The following is a 23162-nucleotide window of genomic DNA, read 5'->3' on the forward strand; positions in this document are numbered from 1 at the left end:
TCCGCTCCCCTCCCGCGCCGCTCAGCACGGCGCGACGACCAGTGACACGTTGTGCCCGCCGAAGCCGAACGAGTTGCTCAGCGCCGGGCCGGGCGGGATCTGCCGGGGCCGGCCGGCGACCACGTCGAGCCGCCCGGTCACCTCGTCCCCGCCGGTGAAGTTCGCCACCGGTGGCACCGTCCCGCTGCCGGCGGCGACCAGCGCGGCGACCGCCTCCACCGCGCCGGCCGCGCCGACCAGGTGACCGATCACGCCCTTGCTGGCGGTGACCGGCGGCGGCCGGTCGCCGAAGCAGGCCAGCAGGGCCAGCGTCTCGGCCTGGTCGTTCTGCACCGTGGAGGTGCCGTGGGCATTGACGTGACCCACGTCGGCGGGGGCGAGACCGGCGTCGGCGAGCGCCCGCCGGATGCACTCGGCCGCCGCCGCGCCGTCCGGGCGGGGCGCCACCACGTGGTACGCGTCGGAGTTGGTGCCGTAGCCGAGCACCTCGCCGAGGATCGGCACCCCCCGGGCCCGGGCGTGCTCGTGCCGCTCCAGCACCAGGAAGGCGGCGCCCTCGCCCATCACGAAGCCGTCGCGGGCGGCGTCGAACGGCCGCGACGCCGCGGCCGGGTCACCGCTACGCCGCGACATCGCCCCCATCCGCGCGAACGAGGAGACGACCACCGGGGAGACCGACGCCTCGGTGCCGCCGGCCACCACCACGTCCAGCTCACCGGAGCGGATCTTCCGCATCGCCTCACCGATGGCGGTGGACCCGCTGGCGCAGGCGGTCACGTAGGTCAGCGCGGAGCCCCGGGCGCCGAGGCGCAGGCTGATCCGGGCGGCCGCCGCGTTGGCCATGGTGCGGGGCACGGTGAACGCGGGCACCCGGGCCGGGCGGTCGCCGTACTCGCGGACCACTCGCTCGGCGGGGGTGAGCCCACCCGCGCCGACGCCCACCGCCACGCCGACCCGCTCCGGGGCGGCCAGCGGCAGCAGCTGCGCCTCGGCCACCGCGTCGGTGGCGGCGGCGACCGCCAGGAACGCCGCCCGGTCGTACTGCCGCAGCTCCCGCACGCTCAGGTACGGCTCGGCGTCGAAGTCGGGCACCAGGCAGGCGAAGGTGACCGGCAGCTCCGCCTCGACCAGCTCGGGCACCGGGGCGGCGGTCGAGCGTCCCTCGGCCAGCACGTCGGCGAAGTGCTTGACGCTGGTGCCGGCCGGGGTCTTCAGCCCCATCCCGGTGACCACCACCCGCACCCGGCCGCTCACGCGTGCTCCCGGTCGGCGGCCCGCTCGTGCAGCAGGTCGACGGCGTGGCCGATGTCGCGCATCTCCAGCAGCGCGTCCGCCCCGATCCGGATGCCGAGGGCGTTCTCCAGCCGGGTGCCGATCTCCATCAGTTCGAGGCTGTCCACGTCGTACTCGCCGCGCAGGTCGGTGCTCTCGTCGATCTCGTCGACGGTCACCCCGAGCACCTGGGCGACCTTCGCCAGCACCACCTCGGCCAACTCAGCTCGCTGCACTGCTCGCACCTTTCTCGTCCAGGTCCAGGGAGGCGGGGACGCCGAGGGCACGCCGGGCCAGGAACTGGCGGGTGGCCACCGGCGTCGGGGGGTGGAAACGGATCGCCTGCGCGTCGCGCCACAGTCGTTCCAGGGCCAGGCCCCGGCTGTACGACGCGCCGCCGCACGCCTCGGCGAGCGCGGCGACGGCCGCCGGGACGACCCGGACGGCCTGCTGCTTGACGCCGAGCGCGGCGCCGACCAGTTGCTCGGGGTCGGCGCCGGCGTCCATCCGCCGGGCCACGTCGGCGGCGGCCGCCTCCAGGACCAGCAGGTCGGCCACCGGGTCGCCGAGGGTGGCCTGGTAGCTGGGCAGCTCGGCGCGGCTGCTGCCCAGGTGGGCGATGCGCAGCCGGTGCAGCAGCGTGCCGGCCTCGCGCAGCGCCGCCTGCGCCGCGCCCAGGTAGCAGGCGGTGGAGGTGAGCGCGAACCAGATCACCCCGGCGGCGAACACGTCGTCGTCCTCACGGCCCGCGGGGGCCCGGTAGAAGACCAGCTCCTTGGGGATGAAGCAGTCCTCCAGCAGCAGCGTGTTCGAGGCCGAGCCGCGCATGCCGAGGGTGTCCCAGTCCTCGATCACCCGCAGCCCGGGCGCGGTGGTGGGCAGCAGCGCCACCAGCACCTCCGAGGGGTCGCCGGTGGTCTGCACCTGGAGGCAGACCAGGTCCGCCTCGCCCGCCAGCGAGCAGGGACGCTTGCGCCCGGAGCCGCGCCAGCCGCCCTCGACGGGGTCGACGACGAGCGTGGAGCGGGAGGTGGAGCCGCCCAGGTTCGGTTCGGCGAAGGCGGAGGCCAGCAGCCGGTTCTGGGTGGCGATGGCCTCCATCAGCAGCCAGGAGGTGTCGGTGCGCCGACGCCAGTGCTCCACCATCAGCCCGACCGAGAACAGGTGCATGTTGACCGCGACGGCCAGCCCCGGGTCGGCGGCGCCGAGCGCCCGTTGCAGCGCGCAGCAGCGCAGCAGGCCGGCCCCGCCGCCGTGGAACTTCTCCGGCACCGGCAGGCCCGGCCAGTTCAGCTCGCGCAGCAGGTCCAGGCTGGCCAGCGGCGGGCGGCCGGCCCGGTCGGCGGCCTCGGCCCGGCCGGCGATCTCGGTCAGCGCGGCGGGCGGCAGGTCGGCGTCGACGTCGGGCCAGCAGCCGGCGAAGAGGTCCGCGTTCACGCCGGCACCTCCGCCGGTCGGGCGGCGGCCACCGCGCCCCGGGCCGCCGCGACCGCGCCGTCGAGCGCGGCGAGCGCCCGGTCGATCTCGGCGTCCCCGGCCACGATCGGCGGCAGCAGCCGCAGCGTCTGCGGCCGGCTCAGGCAGTGCGAGACCAGCAGTCCGCGTTCGATGAGGCCGAAGGCCACCTCGCCGGCGTGCTCGGCGGTGGCGAACTCGACGCCCCGGATCAGCCCCCGGCCGCGTACCTCGGTGACCACCTCCGGGTACGCGGCGCGGAGCCGGTCGAGGCCGGCGGCGAGCCGCCCCGCGACCCGCTCGCCCTGCTCCCGGTTCGCCTCGATGGCGTGCAGCGCGGCCGGGACGGCGGCCATGCCCAGCGGCTGCGCGGCGAAGGTGGCGCTGTGCCGGAAGGCGTCGTCGACCAGCGGGTGGTACAGCCGGTCGGCGCAGACCGCGGCGGAGACCGGCAGCACCCCGCCGCCGAGCGGCTTGCCGAGCAGCACCGCGTCCACCGGCAGGCCGGCGTCGAGGGCGACCGAGCGGGGCCCGGCCCGGCGCAGGCCGACCTGGATCTCGTCGGAGATCACCAGGGCGCCGGCCGCGTGCGCGTCGGCGGTCCAGCGGGCCAGGATGCCGGGGTCGAGCGGGTGCACGCCGTTCTCCCCCTGGATCGGCTCGAAGATCACCGCGGCCAGGTCGCCGCCGGCCGCGACCGCGCGGACCGCGTCCGGATCCGCCGGGTCGGCGTGCGCGGCCCCGCCGAGCAACCCCTCCAGCCCGTCACGGAACCGCGGGTGCCAGGTGAGGGCGAGCGCACCCATGGTCTTGCCGTGGAACGCGCCCCGCACCGCCAGCACGGTGCGCCGGCCGGTGGCCAGCCGGGCCAGCTTCACCGCGACCTCCACGGCGTCCGCGCCGTTGGTGCCGAAGTAGACCCGGGGCAACCCGCCACCCAGGTACGCCACCAGCTCCTCGGCCGCCGCGGCGGCGACCGGGTTGGCCAGCGACCGGGTCGACACCGGCAGGGCGGCGAGCTGGGCGGTGACCGCCGCGACCACGTCGGGGTGCCGGTGGCCGAGCAGGGTGACCGCGTACGAGCCGAAGTCCAGCGCCCGCCGGCCGTCGGAGAGGACCACCTCGCAGCCCTCGCCGGCCACCTCGACGGCGCCGCGCCCGGCGAACCGGCCGGCCAGCGCCATCGCCGGCGACATGTGGGTACGCAGCCGGCGGAAGGTGTCCCGGGCCAGGTCCCGCGTCCCGGTCACGACCGGGCCTGGGCCCGGGCCCGGTGGCCGAGCTGTTCGAGGATGGCCCGGGAGTTGTCCTCCAGCGCCCGGGCGGCCACCGGGTTGAGCATCTCGCTCATCATCGGGATGCCGATGTCGAACTCCACGTGCAGCTCCGCCACGGTGCCCCGGTCGTCGGCGCTGACCTGCCAGTGGCCGGTGAAGTAGGCCAGGTCCCCGTCGATCTGCCGGAACTCGATGCGCCGCCGGTCGTGGTCGATGAACTCCTCCTCCTCCCACTCCAGTTCGGAGCCCTTGAGCAGGACCGACCAGCGGCTGACCCGCCGGTCGCCGACCCACTCGACGACCGTGATCTCGCGGACCTCGGCCATGTAGCTGGCGTACGACTCGCTGTCCAGCAGCGCGGCCCAGACCAGGGCCGGGTCCTCCGCGCTGGTGTGGCTCGTGGTCACTGTCGGCATGTGTCCTCCATCGTCGTGCTCAGATGCCCCACTGGTCCCAGTCCACCGGGCCCAGGCCGTGTGCGGTGCGCAGCCGCTCCAGGGCACCGGCGATGCCCACGGTGGGGAAGAACCCGGCGGCCGTACGGAGCACCGGGATGCGCAGCGGCAGCAGCGCCCGCAGCCGCTCGTCCTGTTCGCGTACCAGGGCACGCGCCGTCTCGGCGTCCGTCCTGGTGGCCCCGCCGGCCGGCGGCAGGCGGCGCAGTGCCCGCGCCGCCGGCGACGGGTCGAGGGCGAGGTGCACGTGGTGCTCGACGTGGGTGGGCCGGCCGAGGTACCCGGCGCCGACCTGATCGCAGTAGGCGATGGCCCGTAACGCCACCGCGCACGCCTCCACGCAGGCCGGGTGGTCGTCGGCGGCGAGCGCCGCGTCGATGTCGGTCAGCGCCGTCTGCACCGCCATCGCGTACTGCCAGGCCATCCCGGCGCCGTGGGTGATCAGCCAGGTCAGGTCGATGCCGTCGGTCCGCGCGTCAGTCACCGAGCACCTCCGTCAGGGCGTCGCCGGCCACCTCGAGGGTCAGTTCGCCGGTGCGTACCGCGGTCAGCAGCCGCTCCGGCGGGTGACTCCCGGCGACCTCGGCGACGCTGCCCCGCACCGACACCGGGTCGGGCACCAGCCGGCCGTGCCGGGTCAGCGCGAACCCCTCGCGGCCGAGCTTGACCGGCTGGCGCTGCGGGTCGGGGGCGACCGCGGTGAGCCGCCACGGATCCCAGTCGTCGAGGCCGGTGTCGGCGAGCAGCGCGGCGAGGTCCCCGGCACCGGCGACGGTGTAGTGGGCGCGTACCGCCGGCTCGGTCAGGCCGAGCCGGCGGGCCCGGCTGGGCAGCCACTTCTCACTGGTCAGCACGTCTCCCGCGGCCCGGCAGCGCAGCTCCAGCAGCTCCCGGCCGGCGCGCGACCACAGGTACGCCGCCGCGTCCGGGTCGACCGGGTCGGCCAGCCGGGCCACCGCCCAGACCTGGAGCAGTTGGTCGAGGGCGGCGCGGACCAGCACCGCCCGTACCGCCGCGGCCTGCGGACCGGCGAAGACCGGCGGCTGGTCGGGGTGCAGCGGCAGGGCGTTGAGCCACCGGGCGGCGGTGCGGCGGGTCCGCCGGCCGGGGGCGGGCGCCAGGCTCACCGCGCCGATCGGCAGGGTCCGCACCGGGTACGCCTGCGCGCCGGCGGCCAGCGCGGCCGGCATGGTGTCCGGATAGTGCTCGATGTCGATCGGGGTGTCCCCGGCGAAGAAGAGGAACGCCGGGGTGGGCTTGTCGATGCCCGGCACCAGCAGGTGGATGTCGACGTCGCTGCCCCGGTTGCCGAGCCCACCGGCGAGCGAGCCCACCAGGTAGGCCGGGCCGGCGGTCAGCACCGTGCCGCCCAGCTCCAGCACTTCGGCGAGGGTGAGCCCGACGACGTCGAGGGCCCGGTCCACATCGCTGCGGTCGGTCACGACCATGACACCTTCCTCTGGTCCGGCTTGAGCAGCAGCAGGGCGAGCAGGGCGAAGCCGGCGGCGAACGCCAGCAGGGCGGCCAGTTCCCCGGTCACGCCGGGCACGTCCGCGCCGGCCGTGACGACCTTCTGCAGGCCGCGGACCGCCCAGTAGGAGGGGACGGCCGGGGCCAGCGGGGCGGCCCACGCCGGCAGCAGGGTCTGCGGCACCAGCGCCCCGCCGAGGCCGGCCATCACCAGCGCCGCCACGTTCGCGGCGGAGGTCATCTGGACCACCGTCCGGCAGGCGGCGAAGCCGAGCACGCCGAGGGCGACCAGGCAGAGGGCGAAGCCGAGGACGACCAGCGCGAGGGCGACCAGCGAGCCGCGTACCCGCAGGCCGAACAGCAGCCGGCCGGCGGTCAGCAGGACGGCGAACTGGGCGACGAGCAGGCCGAGCGGCACCACCGCCTTGGCCAGCACCAGCACCGCGACCGGCACGGCGGTGGCGCGGTGCCGGTTCCAGGTGTTCCAGCCGTGGTCGCGGAAGAAGACCATGCCGACGTGCGAGACCAGGAACATCGAGAACATCACGGCCAGCCCGGGGACCGCCTGCTCGGCGCCCGAGTGCGGGCCGGGGCCGCCCGCGACGGCCAGCGCGCTGCGGTAGGTGGGCAGCAGGAACGCGGTCAGCACCAGCGGCATCACGGTGAGGATCAGCTGGGGCACCAGGTCGCGGCGTTGCAGTCGCCACTCGTGGCCGATCAGCACCGCGACCACGGACCGTTCAGCGGACATCGGCGGGCTCCCTCGCCTCGGCGACCACCCGGTCGAAGACCTCGTCCAGGCTGGCGTGGCGGATCTCCAGGCCGGTGAGCCGGCCCAGGTCGGGGCCGAGGGAGTGCAGGACGGCCGGCAGCGCCTCCGGGCCGGACAGCGCGGTGGAGACCGTCCGGGTGCCGCCCTCGTCGTCGGCGACCCGCAGGTCGACCATCGTGCTGCCGTACCGGGCGAGCAGGTCACCGACCAGGCCCCGGGTGGCCACCCGGCCGGCGGCGAGCAGGACGACCATGGCGTCCAGCGCCGCCACCTCGGGCAGGTAGTGCGTGGAGTAGCAGACCGCCGTTCCGGTGGCGGCCAGCTCGCGGACGTGGTCGAGCACCGCCCGGCGGGTGGCCGGGTCCACGCCGACGGTCGGCTCGTCCAGCAGCAGCAGCGGGGGTCGTGCCACGGTCGCCATCGCGCAGTGCACCCGGCGCCGCTGCCCGCCGGAGAGGGTCCGGACCTGCCGGTCGGCGACCTCGTCGAGCAGCAGCGCGGCGAGGGTCTCCTCGACCGCGTCGGCGCGCGCCCGCCGGGGTACGCCGCAGATGGCGGCCCAGTCGGTGACGTTCTCCCGCGCGGTGAGCGTGGGGAACACGGCCAGTTCCTGCTCGGCGTAGCCGACCCGGGACCGGGCCCGGCGCGGGTGCGTGCCGACGTCGACGCCGGCGACCCGGACCGTGCCCGCCGCCGGCCGGACCGCGCCCACCACGGCGCCCATCAGCGTGGTCTTGCCCGCGCCGTTGGGGCCCAGCAGGCCGACGATCTGTCCCGCCTCGACGGTCAGCGAGACGTCGCGCAGCGCCGGGCGGTCGCCGTAGCCGACCGTCAGTCCGCGCACCTCCAGTACCGCCATTGTCACCACCCACGTCCGGACCGGGTCGCCGTCGTCGCTCTCCCGGCGTTTCCCGGGCGCGGCGGCGGAGCGGAGGAAAAGGAATGTGCGAGCCACGCGTCGATGGCGGCACCGGCGGAGAATAACATGGTTGAGCGATGAATCAATGGCCTCCGGTTTGCCACGGAATGAAGACCCGCGGCCTCGAACGATCCTCTATCGAGCCTCGACCGAGGCTCCGATGGTTGAGGTCACAATGACCACTGCCCGCAACTCCGGTGCAATTATTTTCTGATCTGTAGTGAGGGGACGCATGAGCAGCGATACGGCCCAGGCCGCGGCGGTGCAGCCGTTCAACTTCGGCCTCGAGTACATCCGGGAGCACTTCGGCAGCAACACCGCGCTGTTCACCCAGCAGATGACCCACAACGTCTACCGCAGCAACTCGGAGACGCTGATCGACCACATGTTGCGCTGCCTCGACCTCACCGGCCGGGAGAGCCTGCTGGACCTGGGTTGCGGCAACGGCTTCATCCTGCGCGACGTGGCGAGCCGGCTGCGCGCCGGCGGGCGCGCCGTGGCGATGGACATCTCGCCGGCCATGCTGGAGCTGGCCAAGCGCAACGTGACCGTGTCCTGGGCCCCGCTGGAGTTCATGGAGGGCCGGGCGGAGGACCTCTCCCGGTTCCCCGACGGCACCTTCGACCGGGTGATGGCGAACTTCATCTTCCACTACATCGAGGACCCCGACCTGGTGTGCGGTGAGATCGCCCGGGTGGTGTCCGACCGCGGTCACGCGATCGTCACGATCGAGGCCCGCCACTCGATGCCGGAGATGTACGCGATGCACTTCGACGCGATGGAGAAGGTCGGCTTCCCGGCCGAATTCATCGCCCGGCTCCCCCGTACGCGGCGTGGAAAGATGGTCCTCGACAATTCCGCCGAGATTCTCTCCCGGCATTTCGACTCGGTCGAGGAGAAGCCGTACCCGGACGCGCTGCGTTTCGAGACGCCCGAGCCGTACATGACGTTCTACGTCGACGGGCACCGGTTCTGCGGGGCGAAGGCGATGGCGGGCGACGAATTCCCCGATTCCATGTTCGACCAGCTGTACGCGACGGTCGAGGCGAAGGTGAAGTCGGTCATCGCGGAAAAGGGCTACTTCGAGCTCAGCAAGCAAAACTCCGTGTTCGTCTGCAAGTGAGCCCCGGGAGAAGAGCATGACCGCCGACCATCCGGGCCCGCTGCGCGTCGCGCTGTTCGGGCTGCCCGGCGCGGGTAAGTCCACCAGCGCCGGGCTGCTGCGGGAGGCGCTGACCTCGATGGGCCGGCGTGTCGCGGTGGTGAAGACCGCCGCCCCGCTCTACGACGTGCAGAGCGCCTTCTACGAGCGCGTCGGCCTGACGCTGGCCGACGGGCAGCAGGACGGCGCCCTGCTCAACTTCCTCGGCTCGCACTTCCGGCGGGCCGCGCCGGACTTCCTGCTCGCCGACTTCGACCGGCGGTGGCGGGCGGCGGTGCTCGGCGGGGCGGACACGGTGCTCTGCGACGACGCCCGGCCGGTCGACCTGCCGGGCCTGGCCGGGCAGGGCTTCCGGATCGTCCGGGTCACCGCACCCGACGAGCTGCGCCGGGCCCGCAAGTCCGGTCGGGGTGACCGGATCGCCGGTCGCGACGATCACCCCACCGAGGCCGGCGGTGAATCGGTGCGGGCGCACCACGAGGTCGACAACTCGGCCTCGTGGGACGCCCTGCGCGACCGGATCGACGTACTGGCGAAGGACCTCGCGTCGACCGACGGCGGGGCCGTCGCGGTCACGCCGGACCTGGAGTCGCTGATCGCCCGCGCCCGCGCGGTCATCACAGACCGGTACGTGGAGAACCGGCACCAGATCGGCGCGGTGGTGGTGGCCGGGGACGGCCGGATCTTCACCGGCATCCACCTGGAGGCGATGGTCGGGCGGGCCTCGATCTGCGCGGAGGCGGTCGCCCTGGGGCGGGCCTGCGCGGCTGGAGCCACCGACCTGCGGGTGGTGCTGGCCGTGCGGCACCCGAAGCCGTCCGAGCCGAACCGGACGGTCAAGCTGGTGCCGCCGTGCGGGCTGTGCCGGGAGCTGCTGCTGGACTACGGTCCGGAGATCCAGGTGGTGGTGGACGCGGACGGCCGCCCCGAGCTGGTGCCGCTGTCCGGGCTGCTGCCGCACAAGTACGTCGGCACCAAGTGGCCGGCCCGAAGCGGTAGGTGAGTCTGATGAGCACGTTCCGGGCGTTCCTGGAGGCGCAGTACCCCGGCGCGACGGTCCACGAGCTGAGCGGCTCCAACAACCTGGTGTACCGGGTGGAGTCGGCGGACGGGGTGGTGGTCGCCAAGCACGTGACCGACACCGACATCCCGCTCGGCTGGCTGGCCGAGGCGAACGCGCGCCTCGCCGCGCGGGTGCCGACACAGCGGATCCTGCGGGTCTGCGAGACCGCGCGCGGCGACGACGCCGACGCCGTCTTCGGCGAGTACGTCGAGGGCCGCAACCTGGCCGAGGCGCTGGTCGACGGCGAGGGCCTGCCGCCGACCGGGGACCTGGTGGCCGCCCTGCGCGACTTCGCGCTGGCCTGCCGGGAGCTGCCCCGGCTGCACGACGGGTTCCGGATGTACAAGCGGGAGGCCCCGGCCCTGGACGGGCACGTGGCGTTCGTCGAGCACTACGCCCGGCGGTACTGGGGCCGGGTCCGCCCGTTCTACGACGGCACCCGGGTCGGCGCGGCGGTGGACGACTGGCTCTCCGGCGGGTTCGCGGCGGCGCTCGCCCGGCACCCGGCCGCGTACACCACCGTGGCGATCGACGCGAACCTGAAGAACTTCGTGGTCACCCCGCAGGGCCGGGTGGTGGTGCTCAACGTGCCGATCGCGGCGCTGTCCACCCCCGCGCAGGCGGTCGGGGCGATCAGCGCGCACCTGCGGCACCGCGAGCCGTACCGGCCGTTCCTGGCCGAGGCGGCCGAGTCGGTCTGTCCCGACGACGCCGCCCTGGTGCCGCACTTCGAGCTCTGGGCGCTGCTCGGGATCATGTCGTTCTACGCGGTGCGCGAGCCGGAGCACAAGGACCGCTGGCGCAACTGGGGGTCGCCGGTCACCCTCGACGAGGACTTCCGCACCCTGGTGGAGACCCACCTGAACGAGCCGGTCGCGCGATGATCCTCACCGGCGCCGCCATCACCGACGCGGTCGCCCGGGGCGACATCGTCATCGACCCGTTCGATCCGGCCCGGGTCAACCCGAACAGCTACAACTACCGGCTCGGCCCGGAGATCCGGCAGGTCCACTCCGACAGCGGCGACCCGGACGGCGCGGCGCACGAGCGGCTCGAACCGGTGGACGGGCGGTTCCTGCTGCGCCGGGGGCGCTTCTACCTCGGGCACACCCTGGAGCGGATCGGCAGCACACGCTACGTCACCTCGTTGATCGGCCGCAGCTCGGTGGGGCGGCTGGGGCTGTTCGTGCAGCTCTCCGCCGACCTGGGACACCGCGGCGCGGTGCACCGGTGGACGTTGGAGCTGCTGCCCGCCCTGGACATCTACGTCTACCCCGGACAGATCATCGGCCAGGTGTCGTTCTGGGCCACCACCGGCGCCGTCCTGCCCTACCAGGGCTGGTACGGCCGGCACGACCGCCCCATGCCCTCCAAGCTGCACGCGAGCGTTCCGGACCAGAAGATGCGGGAGTTGCGGTGATTCTCACCGGTCACGAGATCAGGAGCCGGATCGAGGCGGACGACATCGTCGTCACGCCGTTCGACCCGGACTTCATCAACCCGAACAGCATCGACCTCACCCTCGACGACCGGGTGCTGCGCTACCGCGACCCGGTCATCGACCCCCGGGTGGAACCGGAGGTCGTCGAGGAGAAGATCCCCGAGGACGGGTTGCTGCTGGAGCCGATGAGCTTCTGCCTCGGCTCGTCGCGGGAGGTGGTGGGCAGCACCAAGTACGTGCCGCTGGTGCACGCCAAGTCGAGCACCGCGCGGGCCGGGCTCTTCGTGCACGTGACGGCCGACCTGATCGACATCGGCTCGATCGGCACCATCACCTTCCAGCTCTACTCCACCCTCGCCCTGCGGGTCTACCGGGGGATGCGGATCGCCCAGATGACGTTCTGGAAGCCACAGGGCGAGATCACCCTCTACGACGGCAAGTACCAGGGGTCGGCCGGCCCACAGAAGTCGATGATCTTCCGGGACCGGCACTGGGAGACGCTGACCTCATGACCGAGCGCACGGCGCTGGCCCGTACCCGCTCCGGCCGGGTACGGGTGACGGCACCGTCGGCCCTGCTGACCGAGCTGGCCGGCCTGGTCGACCCCTTCGTCGAGCTGGTGCCCGACGACGGCGCCGCACCGGAGCTGCCCTCGGTGCGGGTCGACGCCGGGGCGCCGGACGGGCCGGGCTGGCGTGCCGAGGTGCTCCGCTCGGCGTACGAGCCGGACCGGACGCTCTGGGTGCACGAGGCACGGCGGGCCGTCGCGCTCACCGCCGGGGCGGACGGCTGGGGCGTCCAGCAGCTGCTCCGCTCGGTGCGGCACCTGCTGCGCTGGCAGGCGTACGCCGCGGGCGACCTGCTGCTGCACGGCGGTCTCGTCGTGCTCGACGGCCGCGGCGTCGGGTTCGTCGGCGGCAAGCGCTCCGGCAAGACCTCGAACATCCTCAGCGCGCTGGTCAACGGCGGCGCGGACTTCGTCTCCAACGACGACCTCACCGTGGCCGACGGCACCGACGGCCGGCTGATCGGGTACGGCTCGCCGCGCACCGTCAACGTGCGCACCGACTCGCTGCTGGCGCTCGCCGCCGGCCACCCCGGGCTGGCCGGCCTGCTCGCCGGTGCCGGTCACCCCACCAACGCCTACGACGGGCGGCACCGGACCGGGGAGGCGCTGCGGGACGCCGGTGGCGCGCTGCTGCCCGGCTCGATCTGGGTACGCGCCGGCGAGCTGGCCGCCGCGGCCGGGTGCGCGCTGGTGGCGCAGTGCCCGGTGGACGTCGTGGTGCTGCCCGCCTTCACCGACGCGACCGACGGTCCGACGCTGACCCGGCTGGGGCGCGACGACGCGGCCCGGGCGCTGACGGCGCACGTCGAGCGGGAGGGCACCAAGTACGACCCGTTCCTGGCCCGGTGGTTCCCGCACACCGACGACGCCCGGCGACGCAAGCTGGTGGAGCGGCTGCTCGACGAGGTGCCCTGCTACCGGTTGACCCAGCGGCTGGACGATCTGGCCGCCGCCACCGCCCTGCTGCGCCGCGAGCTGGCCGGCTGACCGGCCGGCTGCCCGCGGACCGGCCCGCCTTCGGTTGACCGGCCGTTCCCCCGGACGCGCCAGGAACCCGCGGGACGGCCGGCTGCCCGCTGACCGGCCGATTCCGGGGGACGGTCGGGAACCCGCGGGGCGGCGGGGACGACTACCCGTACATGGCGTGTGAGCAGTGGCGGGAGATCCTGTCGGCGCAGCTGGACGGGGAGGCCTCCCGGGCCGAGACCGGGGCGGCCGAGGCGCACCTGGCCGGCTGCGCCGGCTGCCGGACCTGGTTCGCGGCGGCGGTGGCGGTGACCCGGCGGGTCCGTACCCAGGTGGTGCCGGACCTGCCCGACCTGGCCGACGCGGTGCTCGCGGCGACGGGCCGGGCCTCCCGGCGGGGCCGGCGGGCCCGGGTCACGCTCGGGCTGCGCACGCTGCTCGGGGTGCTCGGCGCGGTGCAACTGGTGCTGGGGCTGGCCCAGGTCGGCCGGGACGCCGCCGGCGGCCATACCGACGGTCAGCACCTCTGGCACGAGTCGGCGGCCTGGAACGTGGCCGTCGGCGCCGGTTTCCTGTTCGTCGCGGTACGTCGGGCCGCCCCCACCGGGCTGCTGCCGATGCTCAGCGCCTTCGTCGCCACCCTGCTGCTGCTGTCGGTGAACGACCTGATCACCGGCCAGGTGGCGGTGCCGCGGCTGGTCAGCCACGGCTTCCTGCTGGTCGGCTGGGCGGTGACGCTGCTGCTCTCCCGTCCGGCCGGACGCTCCGGCGACGGGCCGCCCCGCCGGGGTCGCGCCACCGGCGGCGGCTGGACGCTGCGGCTGGAGGACGCCCGGGAGCCGGCGCCGCTGCGGCTCCTGCCGCCGTACCCCGGGCAGGCGCAGCACCGCCGGGCGGCCTGACGGGCGCACGACGACCCACTTGCGGTCAGACCACCCGGCTGCCCCGGGGGGCGCGGTCACCGGCCCGCCAGGCGGCGACCAGGTCCTCCCGGGCCCGGGCGACCCGGGACCGGATGGTGCCGACCGGACAGCCGCACACCTCGGCGGCCTCCGCGTACGACAGGCCGACCACCTGGGTGGCGACGAACGCCTCCCGACGCTCGGGGGCCAGAGCGGCGACGAGTTGCTTGAGGGTGACCGCGTCGTCACTGCCGGCGGTGACCGCGCCGGCCGCCTCCGCGGCGGACTCCCAGTCGCTCAGCGCGGCCGCCCGGGGCCGGGCGCCCACGGCCCGCAGGTGATCCACCGCGACCCGCCGGGCGATGGCGAACACCCAGGTCCGGGCCGAGGACCGGGCGGCGAAGCCGGGCAGGTTGCGCAGGGCCCGCAGGAACGTCTCCTGGGTCAGGTCGTCGGCCTCACCCGGCCCGGACAGGTGCGCCAGGAACCGCCAGACCGGCCCCTGCAACGCTCGCACGAACGCGGCCGCGGCCTGCTGGTCACCGCGGCCGGCCTGCTGCGCCCACCGGGTCACCTGCGCGTCGTCGGCCGGCACCGTCATCGTGCGGCCCGCGTCGTCGGCACACCCATGATCGACGGTACGGGTCCGGACGCCGCCCGGTTCATCTGCACGGTCCTCCTCCGACCCGGTCCCGGCGCCGTCCACGGATGGACGACCGCCCTGCGGGGTTGGTCGGCCCGACCGACGCGAAAGTTCCCGGGACCGCTCACACCACCCAGCCGTGCCGGCGGGCCAGCTCGCAGAGCCCGGCACGGATCTCCTCGATCTGCTGGCCGGTGCAGCTCGGCGCGACCCGGATGATCTGCTCGGTCACCTCGGTACGGAAGTCCCGCTCGCTCAACACGTCGCACTCGTCGTCGGCGAGCGGCCCCAGCTCGGGCTGCGGCGCGGCCGCCGGGCCGACACCCCGGACCGGATCGAGCAACCGGACGTCGTACGCCTTGGGGCCCCGGCCGCTGTCGAGCACCTTGAACTCGACCGCGGTGCCGCTGCGCACCTCGTCGCCCTCCGCGCCCAGCTCGTTGGCGTGGACGAACACGTCGTCGCCGCCGCCCTCCGGGGCGATGAACCCGTAGCCCTTGGCGCGCTCGAACCGCACGATCCGCCCCCGGATCAGCCGCTCACCGGCCGCCATCTCCGCCATCCCCACCCACACCCGTCATGTCTCGACGTCGACCGACCCCGCGAGCGGCCGCAGCGCAGCCGGGCGTACCTCTCCCGGCCGGCGACCGCCGCCCCCGACCGCAGGATATCGATCCGCGCCGGTGTCACCACCTCGACGCGGCGAGCCGCCCCGGGCTGACAGCCCCGGCGGGTGCGTGGTCAGGCCCGGCGCGGGGTCAGCAGGTAGTCGTCGGCGTCCGGATCCCAGCGCAGGTCCGCCGCGCCCCCGGTGGCGGCGGCCTTGCCGAACTGGAGGAAGCTGCGATAGCCGAGCTTCTTCTCACTGAAGTCGGGCCGGGCCCGCCGCAGCTGGTTCTTCAGCCCGGACAGCGCCACCGCACCGCCGTCGGCGGCCAGCTCGGCGACCACCGTACGCAGCAGCTCGAAGGCGGCCTCACGGTCGCCGAGCTCCGGCAGCGACACCTCGGGATCGCCCTTGGCGGGTCCCTCCCCCAACTCGACCACGTTCTGCGCGGCGAGGTGGCGCAGCAGCTCCCCGAAGGTGCGGAAGCCGTAGTCGGACTCGCTGAAGGTGGGGTCCTTGCGCAGCAGGGTCCGCTTCAGCCCGGAGGCGGTCACCTCGCCACCGGAACTGCCCTGGAGGCCGGCCACCGTCTGGGCCACCAGGACCGCGAGGCTGTCCACGTCCCGCGCCGCCTCCTCCTCCTCGACCGGGGTGACCGCCTCCTCCGCCGGGGCGGTGGCCGGCGGTTGCGGTCCGGCCCCGGGCCGGGACTCGGCGGCGGGCCGGGTCGGCCGGGTCCGGCGGGTCGGCGCCGGCGGCACGTCCACGCCCTCCAGGCGGTCGTAGTAGAGGAACTCGTCGCAGGCGGGCGGCAGCAGCGCCGAGGTGGATTTCTCCACCCCCACGCCGATCACCCGCTTGTTGAGTTCGCGCAGCTTGTGCACCAAGGGGGTGAAGTCGCTGTCGCCGGTGCAGATCACGAAGGTGGAGATGTAGCCGCGCTCGAAGGCCAGCTCCACCGCGTCCACCGCCATCTTGATGTCGGCCGCGTTCTTGCGCGACGCGCCCATCCGCTGCGGAATCTCGATCAACTCCACGTGGGACCGGGTGAGCATGCGCCGGTCCTCGTCGAAGTACGACCAGTCGGCGTACGCCCGGCGGACCACCACCCGACCGCGCTCGGCGAGCGCGTCGGCGATCGGACGGAAGTCGAAGGACCTCCCGCCGTGATGATCACGTACGCCCAGCGCCAGGTTCTCGTAGTCGAGAAAGAGCGCGATCCGGTCCTCGGTGTCCACGCCGCTCAGCCTACGGGGCGGCGGAGCGGGGTCAGCGGCGGCGCGGCCCGGCCGGCGCGGCAGGTTCCACCGCCACCCGTACCGGCCCGACCCGCAGCAGGCCGTCGGTGAGGGGCTCGCACCGGACACCACCCTTGCCGCGCAGCGCCCGCCAGGCGCCCGGCCCGACGGTGACGTCCATCCAGGCGCACGGGTGGGCCCGGCTGTGCGCGTGCAGGCGGACCGGGCCGTCCCCCGAGTCCAGCACCAGCACCCGCCCCACCAGGTCGTCCACGTCGATGCCGGCGGTGAGCATGTTGCGCCGGACCTGGGCCAGGCCGGCACCGGCCGGCAGCGCCTCCTGCGCGACCAGGGTGACGCTCGCCCTCCGGTGCGCGGGCTGGCCGAAGTAGCGGTCGCCGACGATGCCGAGGCCGGCCCGGATCCGCACCTCGTCGACCAACTCACCGGGCGGGCCCGGCGCCGGGCCGTCCGCCGGCCGGCCCACCAGACGGTGTACGGGCGAGGCCAGCAGCGCGACGATCGACGGCATGGCCGGAGTGTAGTGCCGCTCCCCGCCCCCTCCCCGGCACTCAGCCCCGCCCGCCCCGCCGAGCGCCGAGCGCCGAGCGCCGAGCGCCGAGCGCCGAGCGCCGAGCGCCGAGCGATCTTGCACTTGTGGTCCACACTTCGCGGTTATTTCACCCATTTGTCCGAGCACCGAGTGCAAGATCAGCCTGCCAACGCATGAACGATCCCTGCGCTGCGGGGTGCCCGGCGGAGCAACGGCCGCACCACCGACGTGGCGGTCAGCAACGCACCACAGACGGGACATCGCCCGTCGGTGGAACGCCATGTACGTATCCGCGGCCCGGATACGTACCTGGCGTTCCACTCACCACGAAAGTCGTCGTGCACGGCCGGCGCGGCGGTGCGTTGCCGACTGTCCGGTCTGCCCCTACCCCCTGGCCTTGCGTGATCATGAAGTTGTTGTCACCGGTAAGCGCATTCCCCGGCAATAGCTTCATGATCACCGGGGGCAGGGTGACGGGGCTGTGGGACGGATGGGGTGGATGTCCGGTTCGGGCGGGTGGCGCGGCGGGCCGGGCGTCGGGGCGTGGGCGGGGCCACTCACCAGGCGGAATCATGCCCGGGGCAGGGTCGTTGAACATGGCAGACCGCGCGGCACCCCGAGCCCCCCGGGCCGGGTGAGGCCCCGGTCGGAATGACCGGCCACCCGCCGTCGTTACACCCCCGGAACCCCGAGGACCAGGCCACCGGCCGGCACCCCCGGGACCGCACCACCCCCACCCGGCGAGCGCAGAGGGAATGACTCCCCGCCGCCGGTCGTTACACCCCCGGGCCGCCTGAGCAGGTCACCTGAGTGATCGCCGGGCCCACCCAGACTTCCCCCCTTCCGCGGCACCACCGCACCCCCCTGTCGCGGGTGCCGCGCAACCCCCGGACGAAAGGCTTCATCATGGCTACCACGCTGCTGCGCAAGACCGTCCTGACCGCCGCCGGCTTCGCCGCCACCGCCGCAGGCATCGCCGGCCCGGCCATCGCCGCCCACGCCGCCCCCGCCGAGAAGACCACGCAGGTCAGCACCGACCGCAAGGGCCACGGCGAGCGCGAGCTGAAGGTCGACTACGAGGCCCAGCCGAACTTCTACTACTGCGGCCCCGCCGCCACCCGCAACGCCCTGTCCGTGCTCGGCAAGAACATCGACGTCGACGCCATGGCCAAGGAAATGGGCACCACCGAGAACGGCACCAACAGCATCAACGACATCACCCCCGTCCTCAACAAGGAAACCGGCACCAAGGCCTACCGCTCCGTCGAGATCAAGGACAGCAAGGCCGACGACAAGCAGACCGAGCGCCTGCGCACCGACATCGTCCGCACCATCGACGACGGCCGCGCCGTCGTCGCCAACATCGCCGGCACCACCACCGACACCGACGGCACCACCCACAGCTTCGAAGGCGGCCACTACATCAGCGTCGTCGGCTACCAGGACAACGGCAAGACCGTCACCATCGCCGACTCCGCCAACCCCGACACCGCCTCCTACCGCATCAGCGTCGACAACCTCGCCGACTGGATCGCCACCCGCGGCTACTCCGCCTCCTGACGATCCCGCGACACACGAAAGGGCCCGACCCCCACGAGGGGTCGGGCCCATTTCGGCGGTCGGGTCAGTGGATGGCGACCGGCATCGGCGGCTGCTGGCCCGGCGCGTCGTCGAGCAGGTGCGACGGCTCCCGCCGGCGGGGCAGGAACGCGACCGGGATGAAGGTGACCAGCACCAGCGCGAACCCGACCCAGAAGGTGGTGGCGAAGGAGTTCGCGGCGAAGTCCAGGCCCCGTTCGAGCAGCTGCGGGGGCACCGGGAGGCGCTCGAGCAGTTGCGGCTGCTGCTGGCCGGCGATGGCCAGCTGGGCCTCGGTGAGCGGCTTGCCGGTCGTCGGGTCGGTGACGCCCGGGATCGGCCGGGAGCCGTTCAGCTCGCTGGTCAGGATCACCGACATCACGGCCCCGCCGATCGAGCCGCCGATCTGCTGGAGGATGTTGACCAGCGTGGAGCCCCGGGCCACCTCGGCGGCGTGCAGGGTCTTCAGCGCCGAGGTCATGATCGGCATCATGGTGGCGCCCATGCCCAGGCCCATCACGAACAGCGACCCGCAGAGCAGCCAGTACGACGTGTGCGGGTCGACCTGGGTGAAGGTGAAGAACCCGGCGGCGATGAGCACCAGCGCGAACGGCACGGTCCGGCCGACCGGCACCCGGTCGGCGAGCATGCCGGCGACCGGCATGGTGAGCATCGCGCCGATGCCCTGGGGCGCCATCAGCAGGCCCGCGGTGAGGGTGTCCTCGCCCCGGATCTGCAGGAAGTAGCTCGGGAAGAGCAGGCCCGCGCCCATGAACGCGATGATGAAGACGAACAGCGAGAAGGCCGCGACGCTCAGGTTGCGGTTGCGGAACAGCCGCAGGTCGAGCAGCGGGTGGCGGGTCCGGAACGAGTAGATCACGAAGCTGACCACGAGCACCGCCCCGATCAGCATGGGCAGCCACACGTCGTTGTCGGAGACCGTGCCGGCCTCGGGCAGCGAGGAGACGCCGTAGAGGAACAGGGCGAGGCCGGGCGAGAGCATCAGCATGCCCAGGAAGTCGAACGACTCGGACGGCTCCGGGGCGTCCTTCGGCAGCGCGAGCCACGCGTAGGCGAGGGCGACGACGCCGATCGGCAGGTTGATCAGGAAGATCCAGTGCCAGCTGGCGGTGTCGATCAGCCAGCCACCGAGGATCGGGCCGCCGATCGGGCCGAGCAGCATCGGGATGCCGAGCACGGCCATCAGCCGGCCGATCCGGTGCGGCCCGGCCGCCCGGGTCATGATCGTCATGCCCAGCGGCATGAGCATGCCGCCACCGAGGCCCTGTACGACGCGGTAGCCGATCAGCTCACCGATGCTGTCGGCGGTGGCGCACAGGCCCGATCCGATGGTGAACAGCGCCAGCGCGGTCATGTAGAGCCGCTTGGTGCCGAACCGGTCGGCGGCCCACCCGCTGAGCGGGATCACCGTGGCCAGGGCGAGCGTGTAGCCGGTCATCGTCCACGCCACGCGGGCGTACGAGGCGCCGAACTCGCTCTGGAAGGTCGGCAGCGCCACGCTGACGACGGTCACGTCGAGGATCGACATGATCGCGCCGAGCACGACGACTCCCGCCACCTTGAACACCGCGGCGTCGAGCTTGTCCGACGTCGCGACGGGTTGTTGGGTCACTAACGGTCTCCTGATTCGCCGGTTGCGGTCGGGGTGGCGGCGGCACCGCGCCCCCGTATCGGGGCAGGCGCGGCGAGGGGCGTGCCGAGGCAGATTAACCAGGAAGACCGACAGGTGGCGTCCCCTTTAGCGGCCCCGTGGCGCAGCGCACGCGTCAGCGCGCGGCCCGGTATTCATGAGGGCTGATCCCGTGCGCCCGCTTGAAGGCGGCGCTGAGGGCGAACGGGCTGCCGTACCCGACCCGGCGGGCCACCGCGGTCAGCGTCAGCTCGGTGTCGCGCAGCAGGTCGGCGGCGAGCGCGAGGCGCCACCCGGTGACGAAGGCCATCGGCGGTTCCCCGACCACCGCGGCGAACCGGCGGGCGAAGGCAGCCCGGGAGACGCCGCCGGCGGCGGCGAGCCGGGCCACCGTCCACGGCCGGGCCGGATCGTCCTGGACCAGCCGGACCGCGAGCCCCACCACCGGATCGGCGTACGCCCGGTACCAGCCGGGCGCGCCCGCGTCGGGCCGGTCGAACCAGCGGCGCAGCGCGGCGATGACGAGCAGGTCGAGCAGGCGGTCGAGCACGGCCTCCTGCCCGGGCCGGTCGCGGTGCAGCTCGGCCGCGAGCAACGGGACGACCGGTGGGGCGGCGTCGTCGGCGCTGAGGACCACCAGCGGCGGCAGGGCGGCGAGCAGGCCGGCGCCCACCGCCCCGCCACCGGTGTACGTGCCGGTGAGCAGCACCGCCGCCGCGTCCGGCCGGGTGCCCCAGGTGCGCAGCCCCAGCGTCATCGAGTCGGCGAGGTCCCGCCCGCCCAGGGTGGTGCAGCGCTGCCCCGGGTGGATCACCACCTGTGGCGGGGTCTCGGGTCGGTCGGCGACGGTGTACGGGTCGGGCCCGCGCAGCACCGCCACGTCACCGGGGCCCAGCGCCGTCGGCGTGCCGGCGGCGGGCACCACCCACGCGTTGCCCCGGACCACGGTGGTGACGCTGAGCGGCGCGGCGTCGCGGATCCGGAGCGACCAGGGCGGGTCCAGCACCGTGCGGAGCAGGAACGCGTCCCGGGCCCGCAGGCCGCGCAGTAGCTCGGCGAGCACGTCCACCCGGCGAGCGTAGACGCCCGCGCATGGTCGCGGGCGTCTAGACCATGGCCGGCGTCGCCCCGGCCCGGCTGGAATGGGGCCATGACACGATCGAGGTACGCCCGGTGAGCGGGCTGCGGGCCGCCACGCTGCTGCTGGCCACGGTGGCCACCGGACTGATGGCGGGGCTGTTCGCCGCGTTCGCGTACGCGGTGCTGCCGGGCCTGGCCCGGGTGGACGACCGGGCCTTCGTGGCCGCGATGCGGGCGGTCAACCAGGCCATCCTGAACGGGTGGTTCGCGCTCTGCTTCGGCGGCGCCCTGGTCTGCACCCTGGCGGCGGTGCTGCTGCACCTGCCCGCCGCTTCCCGGACGCCGTTGCCCTGGCTGGTGGCCGCCCTGGTGCTGTACGGGCTGGTGCTGGCCGTGACGGTCGCGGTGAACGTGCCGCTCAACGACCGGCTGGACGCCGGTGCCGCCGCCGGGGTGGACCCGGCCCGGCTGAGGGCGGCGTTCGAGGGCGGCTGGGTGCGGTGGAACGTGGCGCGGGCGGTGCTGAACACCGCCGCCCTCGGCTGCCTCGGCTGGGCGTCGCTGGTCGCCCGCGCGCCGGGCGGCTGAGTCAGGTACGGCCCAGGGTGGCCATCAGCCGGACCTCGGCGGTACGCGAGCGTTCGATCCGACCGGCCAGCTCGCGTACCCGTTCGCTGGTCGCGGCGCGCACCTGCGCCCGGGCCAGGTCGGCGGCCTGACGCTGGTGGGTGCCGAGCACGTCGAGCAGCACCGCGTCCGCCTGCCCGGCCGGCGCGGCCCGGAGCCGGGCCAGGCCGGCGGCGGCGTCGCTGTGCCCGGCGTGGTCGTGCCGGGCGGCGGCGGCCGCCGCCGAGGGACCCGCCTCGCGCAGCCAGCCGCGCATGGTGGCCAGTTCGTCGGCCTCGGTGACGTCGACAGCGGCGATCAGTCGCCGGAGCTCCGGGTCGCTGCCACGGTCCAGGCCGACCCGGACGATCTGCAGGGTCTGCTCGGTGTGTGCCGCCATCATGGTCAGGAAGAGCACGTCGATCGGGCTGACCGCGGCCGGGGTGGGCGGTCCGGCGGTACGCGCCGGGGTCGGGGCGCAGCCGGCGACCGTGAGCAACGCCAGCAGGGCGGCGGCGAGCAGTCGGCGTACGGACGTCCTGCACAGGGTCGAGGAGGGCGCGGGTGCGGCGCACGCCGGGCGTGGCCGCACCCGCCCGGTCAGCTCCGCTGCCACAGCGCCGGCGTGTTCGGCGGTTCCCAGCCGGGCAGCGCGGTGTGCGCCTGCAGGCACCGGTACGTCAGCCCGTTGTAGGTGACCACGTCCCCGACCTGGTACGTCCGGCCGGCGGTCCAGGTGCCGGTGGGCGCGGGGGTGGTGGTCGGGCTGACGGTGGGCCGCGGGGTCGGGCTCGGCGACGGCGTGCCGGGGGTCGGGCTCGGCGTCGGGGTCGGGCTCGGGGTCGGCGTACCGCCGCCGCCGACCTGGAGGTCCACGCAGGAGTAGAAGGCGTTGGCGGTGTCGGCGATGTTCCAGATCGCCAGCAGCTTCTGCCGGCCGGGGAAGGCGCTGAGGTTGACGGTGTGCGAGACGGTGGCGTCCGGCTGCCGCCCGCCGCCGTCGACCACGGCCACCCGGGTGTTGCCGATCCAGTACTCCCAGTTGGCGGTGGCGTGCCGGGCGGTGTTGACCCAGGTGAAGGTGACCGAGGTGCCGACCGCGGTGGCCGGCCAGTTACGGCTGTCGTCGTTGAGCACGGCGAACTGGGCGATGCCGGCGTTGCAGCTGCGCAGCCCCTTCGGCCCCTCGACGCTCTGGGGCTCGTACTGGATCTGGCCGCAGTCGGGGACCCGTTGCTGGGCGCAGAGCGCCTGGCGGCTGGGGGGTGACGAGACGTACCCGTGGGCCTGGGCGGGAGCGGAGACGGCCAGGGTGGCTCCGACGACACCCGTGGTGAGCAGCGGCAGGGTGATTCTTCGACGCATGGTGGCACTCCTTGTGGTGGGGAGAGACACCACGAAGATAAATTAAACCTTGTTAACAGTAAAGACTCCTATCTATAGAAGTCTGAGTATCGGTGCTCAGGTGGTCCGCTCCCCCGGCG

At 74.0% G+C, this 23162-nt stretch carries 26 protein-coding genes; 9 read left to right on the forward strand and 17 right to left on the reverse strand.

The features are described from left to right. Window positions 1-21: 21 nt before the first annotated feature. Genes GA0070611_RS08555 through GA0070611_RS08595 form a run of 9 tightly spaced genes read right to left on the reverse strand, consistent with a single transcriptional unit; the run spans window position 22 to window position 7560 of the window. Entirely contained in the window at window positions 22-1254 is a 1233-nt protein-coding gene (locus GA0070611_RS08555; RefSeq protein WP_197675885.1) for a beta-ketoacyl-[acyl-carrier-protein] synthase family protein, read from the reverse strand. After that, entirely contained in the window at window positions 1251-1508 is a 258-nt protein-coding gene (locus tag GA0070611_RS08560) for an acyl carrier protein (protein ID WP_157740262.1), read from the reverse strand. Before GA0070611_RS08560 ends, GA0070611_RS08555 begins: the two co-directional genes overlap by 4 nt. Further along, entirely contained in the window at window positions 1495-2709 is a 1215-nt protein-coding gene (locus tag GA0070611_RS08565; RefSeq protein ID WP_091660456.1) for an acyl-CoA dehydrogenase family protein, read from the reverse strand. Before GA0070611_RS08565 ends, GA0070611_RS08560 begins: the two co-directional genes overlap by 14 nt. Next, a complete protein-coding gene (locus GA0070611_RS08570) occupies window positions 2706-3977 on the reverse strand; it encodes an aspartate aminotransferase family protein (RefSeq protein ID WP_197675886.1) in 1272 nt (423 codons plus the stop codon). Before GA0070611_RS08570 ends, GA0070611_RS08565 begins: the two co-directional genes overlap by 4 nt. Next, window positions 3974-4420, reverse strand: a complete 447-nt coding sequence (locus tag GA0070611_RS08575) for a type II toxin-antitoxin system RatA family toxin (RefSeq protein ID WP_091660459.1) — start codon at window positions 4418-4420, stop codon at window positions 3974-3976. Before GA0070611_RS08575 ends, GA0070611_RS08570 begins: the two co-directional genes overlap by 4 nt. 19 nt (window positions 4421-4439) lie before the next feature. Next, on the reverse strand, window positions 4440-4943 hold the full coding sequence (locus tag GA0070611_RS08580) for a hypothetical protein (protein ID WP_091660464.1): 504 nt from the start codon (window positions 4941-4943) through the stop codon (window positions 4440-4442). Continuing rightward, window positions 4936-5901, reverse strand: a complete 966-nt coding sequence (locus GA0070611_RS08585; RefSeq protein ID WP_157740264.1) for a hypothetical protein — start codon at window positions 5899-5901, stop codon at window positions 4936-4938. Before GA0070611_RS08585 ends, GA0070611_RS08580 begins: the two co-directional genes overlap by 8 nt. Next, window positions 5898-6680, reverse strand: a complete 783-nt coding sequence (locus tag GA0070611_RS08590; RefSeq protein ID WP_091660472.1) for an ABC transporter permease — start codon at window positions 6678-6680, stop codon at window positions 5898-5900. Before GA0070611_RS08590 ends, GA0070611_RS08585 begins: the two co-directional genes overlap by 4 nt. Next, a complete protein-coding gene (locus tag GA0070611_RS08595; RefSeq protein ID WP_091660475.1) occupies window positions 6670-7560 on the reverse strand; it encodes an ABC transporter ATP-binding protein in 891 nt (296 codons plus the stop codon). The genes GA0070611_RS08590 and GA0070611_RS08595 overlap by 11 nt, the downstream gene beginning before the upstream one ends. A gap of 292 nt (window positions 7561-7852) precedes the next feature. Between GA0070611_RS08595 and GA0070611_RS08600 the strand changes: the two genes are divergently transcribed. The 7 genes from GA0070611_RS08600 (at window position 7853) to GA0070611_RS08630 (ending at window position 13722) form a co-directional block, all read left to right on the forward strand. Further along, window positions 7853-8743: a class I SAM-dependent methyltransferase gene (locus GA0070611_RS08600; RefSeq protein ID WP_091660480.1), complete on the forward strand. Its 891-nt coding sequence runs from the start codon at window positions 7853-7855 to the stop codon at window positions 8741-8743. A 16-nt stretch (window positions 8744-8759) separates the two neighbouring features. Continuing rightward, on the forward strand, window positions 8760-9785 hold the full coding sequence (locus tag GA0070611_RS31035; RefSeq protein WP_157740266.1) for a cytidine deaminase: 1026 nt from the start codon (window positions 8760-8762) through the stop codon (window positions 9783-9785). 5 nt (window positions 9786-9790) lie between these two features. After that, entirely contained in the window at window positions 9791-10729 is a 939-nt protein-coding gene (locus GA0070611_RS08610; protein WP_091660484.1) for a phosphotransferase family protein, read from the forward strand. Further along, complete coding sequence (locus GA0070611_RS08615) at window positions 10726-11265, forward strand: dCTP deaminase (protein WP_091660489.1); 540 nt, start codon at window positions 10726-10728, stop codon at window positions 11263-11265. Before GA0070611_RS08610 ends, GA0070611_RS08615 begins: the two co-directional genes overlap by 4 nt. After that, window positions 11262-11798, forward strand: a complete 537-nt coding sequence (dcd, locus tag GA0070611_RS08620; protein WP_091660493.1) for a dCTP deaminase — start codon at window positions 11262-11264, stop codon at window positions 11796-11798. The genes GA0070611_RS08615 and dcd overlap by 4 nt, the downstream gene beginning before the upstream one ends. Next, on the forward strand, window positions 11795-12841 hold the full coding sequence (locus GA0070611_RS08625; RefSeq protein WP_091660499.1) for a hypothetical protein: 1047 nt from the start codon (window positions 11795-11797) through the stop codon (window positions 12839-12841). The genes dcd and GA0070611_RS08625 overlap by 4 nt, the downstream gene beginning before the upstream one ends. Before the next feature lie 152 nt (window positions 12842-12993). Continuing rightward, on the forward strand, window positions 12994-13722 hold the full coding sequence (locus GA0070611_RS08630; RefSeq protein WP_091660502.1) for a zf-HC2 domain-containing protein: 729 nt from the start codon (window positions 12994-12996) through the stop codon (window positions 13720-13722). A gap of 25 nt (window positions 13723-13747) precedes the next feature. On the opposite strand, the gene GA0070611_RS08635 is transcribed toward GA0070611_RS08630, so the two are convergent. The 4 genes from GA0070611_RS08635 to GA0070611_RS08650 form a co-directional block, all read right to left on the reverse strand. After that, window positions 13748-14323, reverse strand: coding sequence for a sigma-70 family RNA polymerase sigma factor (locus GA0070611_RS08635; protein WP_091660505.1), 576 nt, complete (start codon window positions 14321-14323; stop codon window positions 13748-13750). 166 nt (window positions 14324-14489) lie between these two features. Next, on the reverse strand, window positions 14490-14927 hold the full coding sequence (locus GA0070611_RS08640) for a cold-shock protein (protein WP_231921378.1): 438 nt from the start codon (window positions 14925-14927) through the stop codon (window positions 14490-14492). A gap of 179 nt (window positions 14928-15106) precedes the next feature. Next, window positions 15107-16210: a PIN domain-containing protein gene (locus GA0070611_RS08645; RefSeq protein ID WP_091660509.1), complete on the reverse strand. Its 1104-nt coding sequence runs from the start codon at window positions 16208-16210 to the stop codon at window positions 15107-15109. Between the two features lie 31 nt (window positions 16211-16241). Further along, complete coding sequence (locus GA0070611_RS08650) at window positions 16242-16742, reverse strand: molybdenum cofactor biosysynthesis protein (protein WP_091660513.1); 501 nt, start codon at window positions 16740-16742, stop codon at window positions 16242-16244. Window positions 16743-17669: 927 nt separating this feature from the next. On the opposite strand from GA0070611_RS08650, the gene GA0070611_RS08655 reads away from it, so the two are divergent. Further along, on the forward strand, window positions 17670-18323 hold the full coding sequence (locus tag GA0070611_RS08655; protein ID WP_091660518.1) for a C39 family peptidase: 654 nt from the start codon (window positions 17670-17672) through the stop codon (window positions 18321-18323). A 64-nt stretch (window positions 18324-18387) separates the two neighbouring features. Here GA0070611_RS08655 and GA0070611_RS08660 read toward each other — a convergent pair whose 3' ends face one another. Further along, window positions 18388-19974: a DHA2 family efflux MFS transporter permease subunit gene (locus GA0070611_RS08660; protein WP_091660522.1), complete on the reverse strand. Its 1587-nt coding sequence runs from the start codon at window positions 19972-19974 to the stop codon at window positions 18388-18390. A 154-nt stretch (window positions 19975-20128) separates the two neighbouring features. Then, on the reverse strand, window positions 20129-21061 hold the full coding sequence (locus GA0070611_RS08665) for an AraC family transcriptional regulator (protein WP_091660527.1): 933 nt from the start codon (window positions 21059-21061) through the stop codon (window positions 20129-20131). A 44-nt stretch (window positions 21062-21105) separates the two neighbouring features. Here GA0070611_RS08665 and GA0070611_RS08670 point away from each other — a divergent pair, with 44 nt between their 5' ends. Further along, a complete protein-coding gene (locus GA0070611_RS08670) occupies window positions 21106-21660 on the forward strand; it encodes an anthrone oxygenase family protein (RefSeq protein ID WP_091660531.1) in 555 nt (184 codons plus the stop codon). A gap of 1 nt (window position 21661) precedes the next feature. On the opposite strand, the gene GA0070611_RS08675 is transcribed toward GA0070611_RS08670, so the two are convergent. After that, window positions 21662-22294 (reverse strand): DUF305 domain-containing protein, encoded by a 633-nt coding sequence (locus tag GA0070611_RS08675; protein WP_407940416.1) that lies wholly within the window; start codon window positions 22292-22294, stop codon window positions 21662-21664. Next, on the reverse strand, window positions 22279-23043 hold the full coding sequence (locus GA0070611_RS08680) for a lytic polysaccharide monooxygenase (RefSeq protein WP_091660534.1): 765 nt from the start codon (window positions 23041-23043) through the stop codon (window positions 22279-22281). Before GA0070611_RS08680 ends, GA0070611_RS08675 begins: the two co-directional genes overlap by 16 nt. Window positions 23044-23162: the final 119 nt, after the last annotated feature.

The sequence above is a fragment of the Micromonospora auratinigra genome (genome assembly GCF_900089595.1).
In the GTDB taxonomy this organism is placed as follows: Bacteria; Actinomycetota; Actinomycetes; order Mycobacteriales; family Micromonosporaceae; genus Micromonospora; species Micromonospora auratinigra.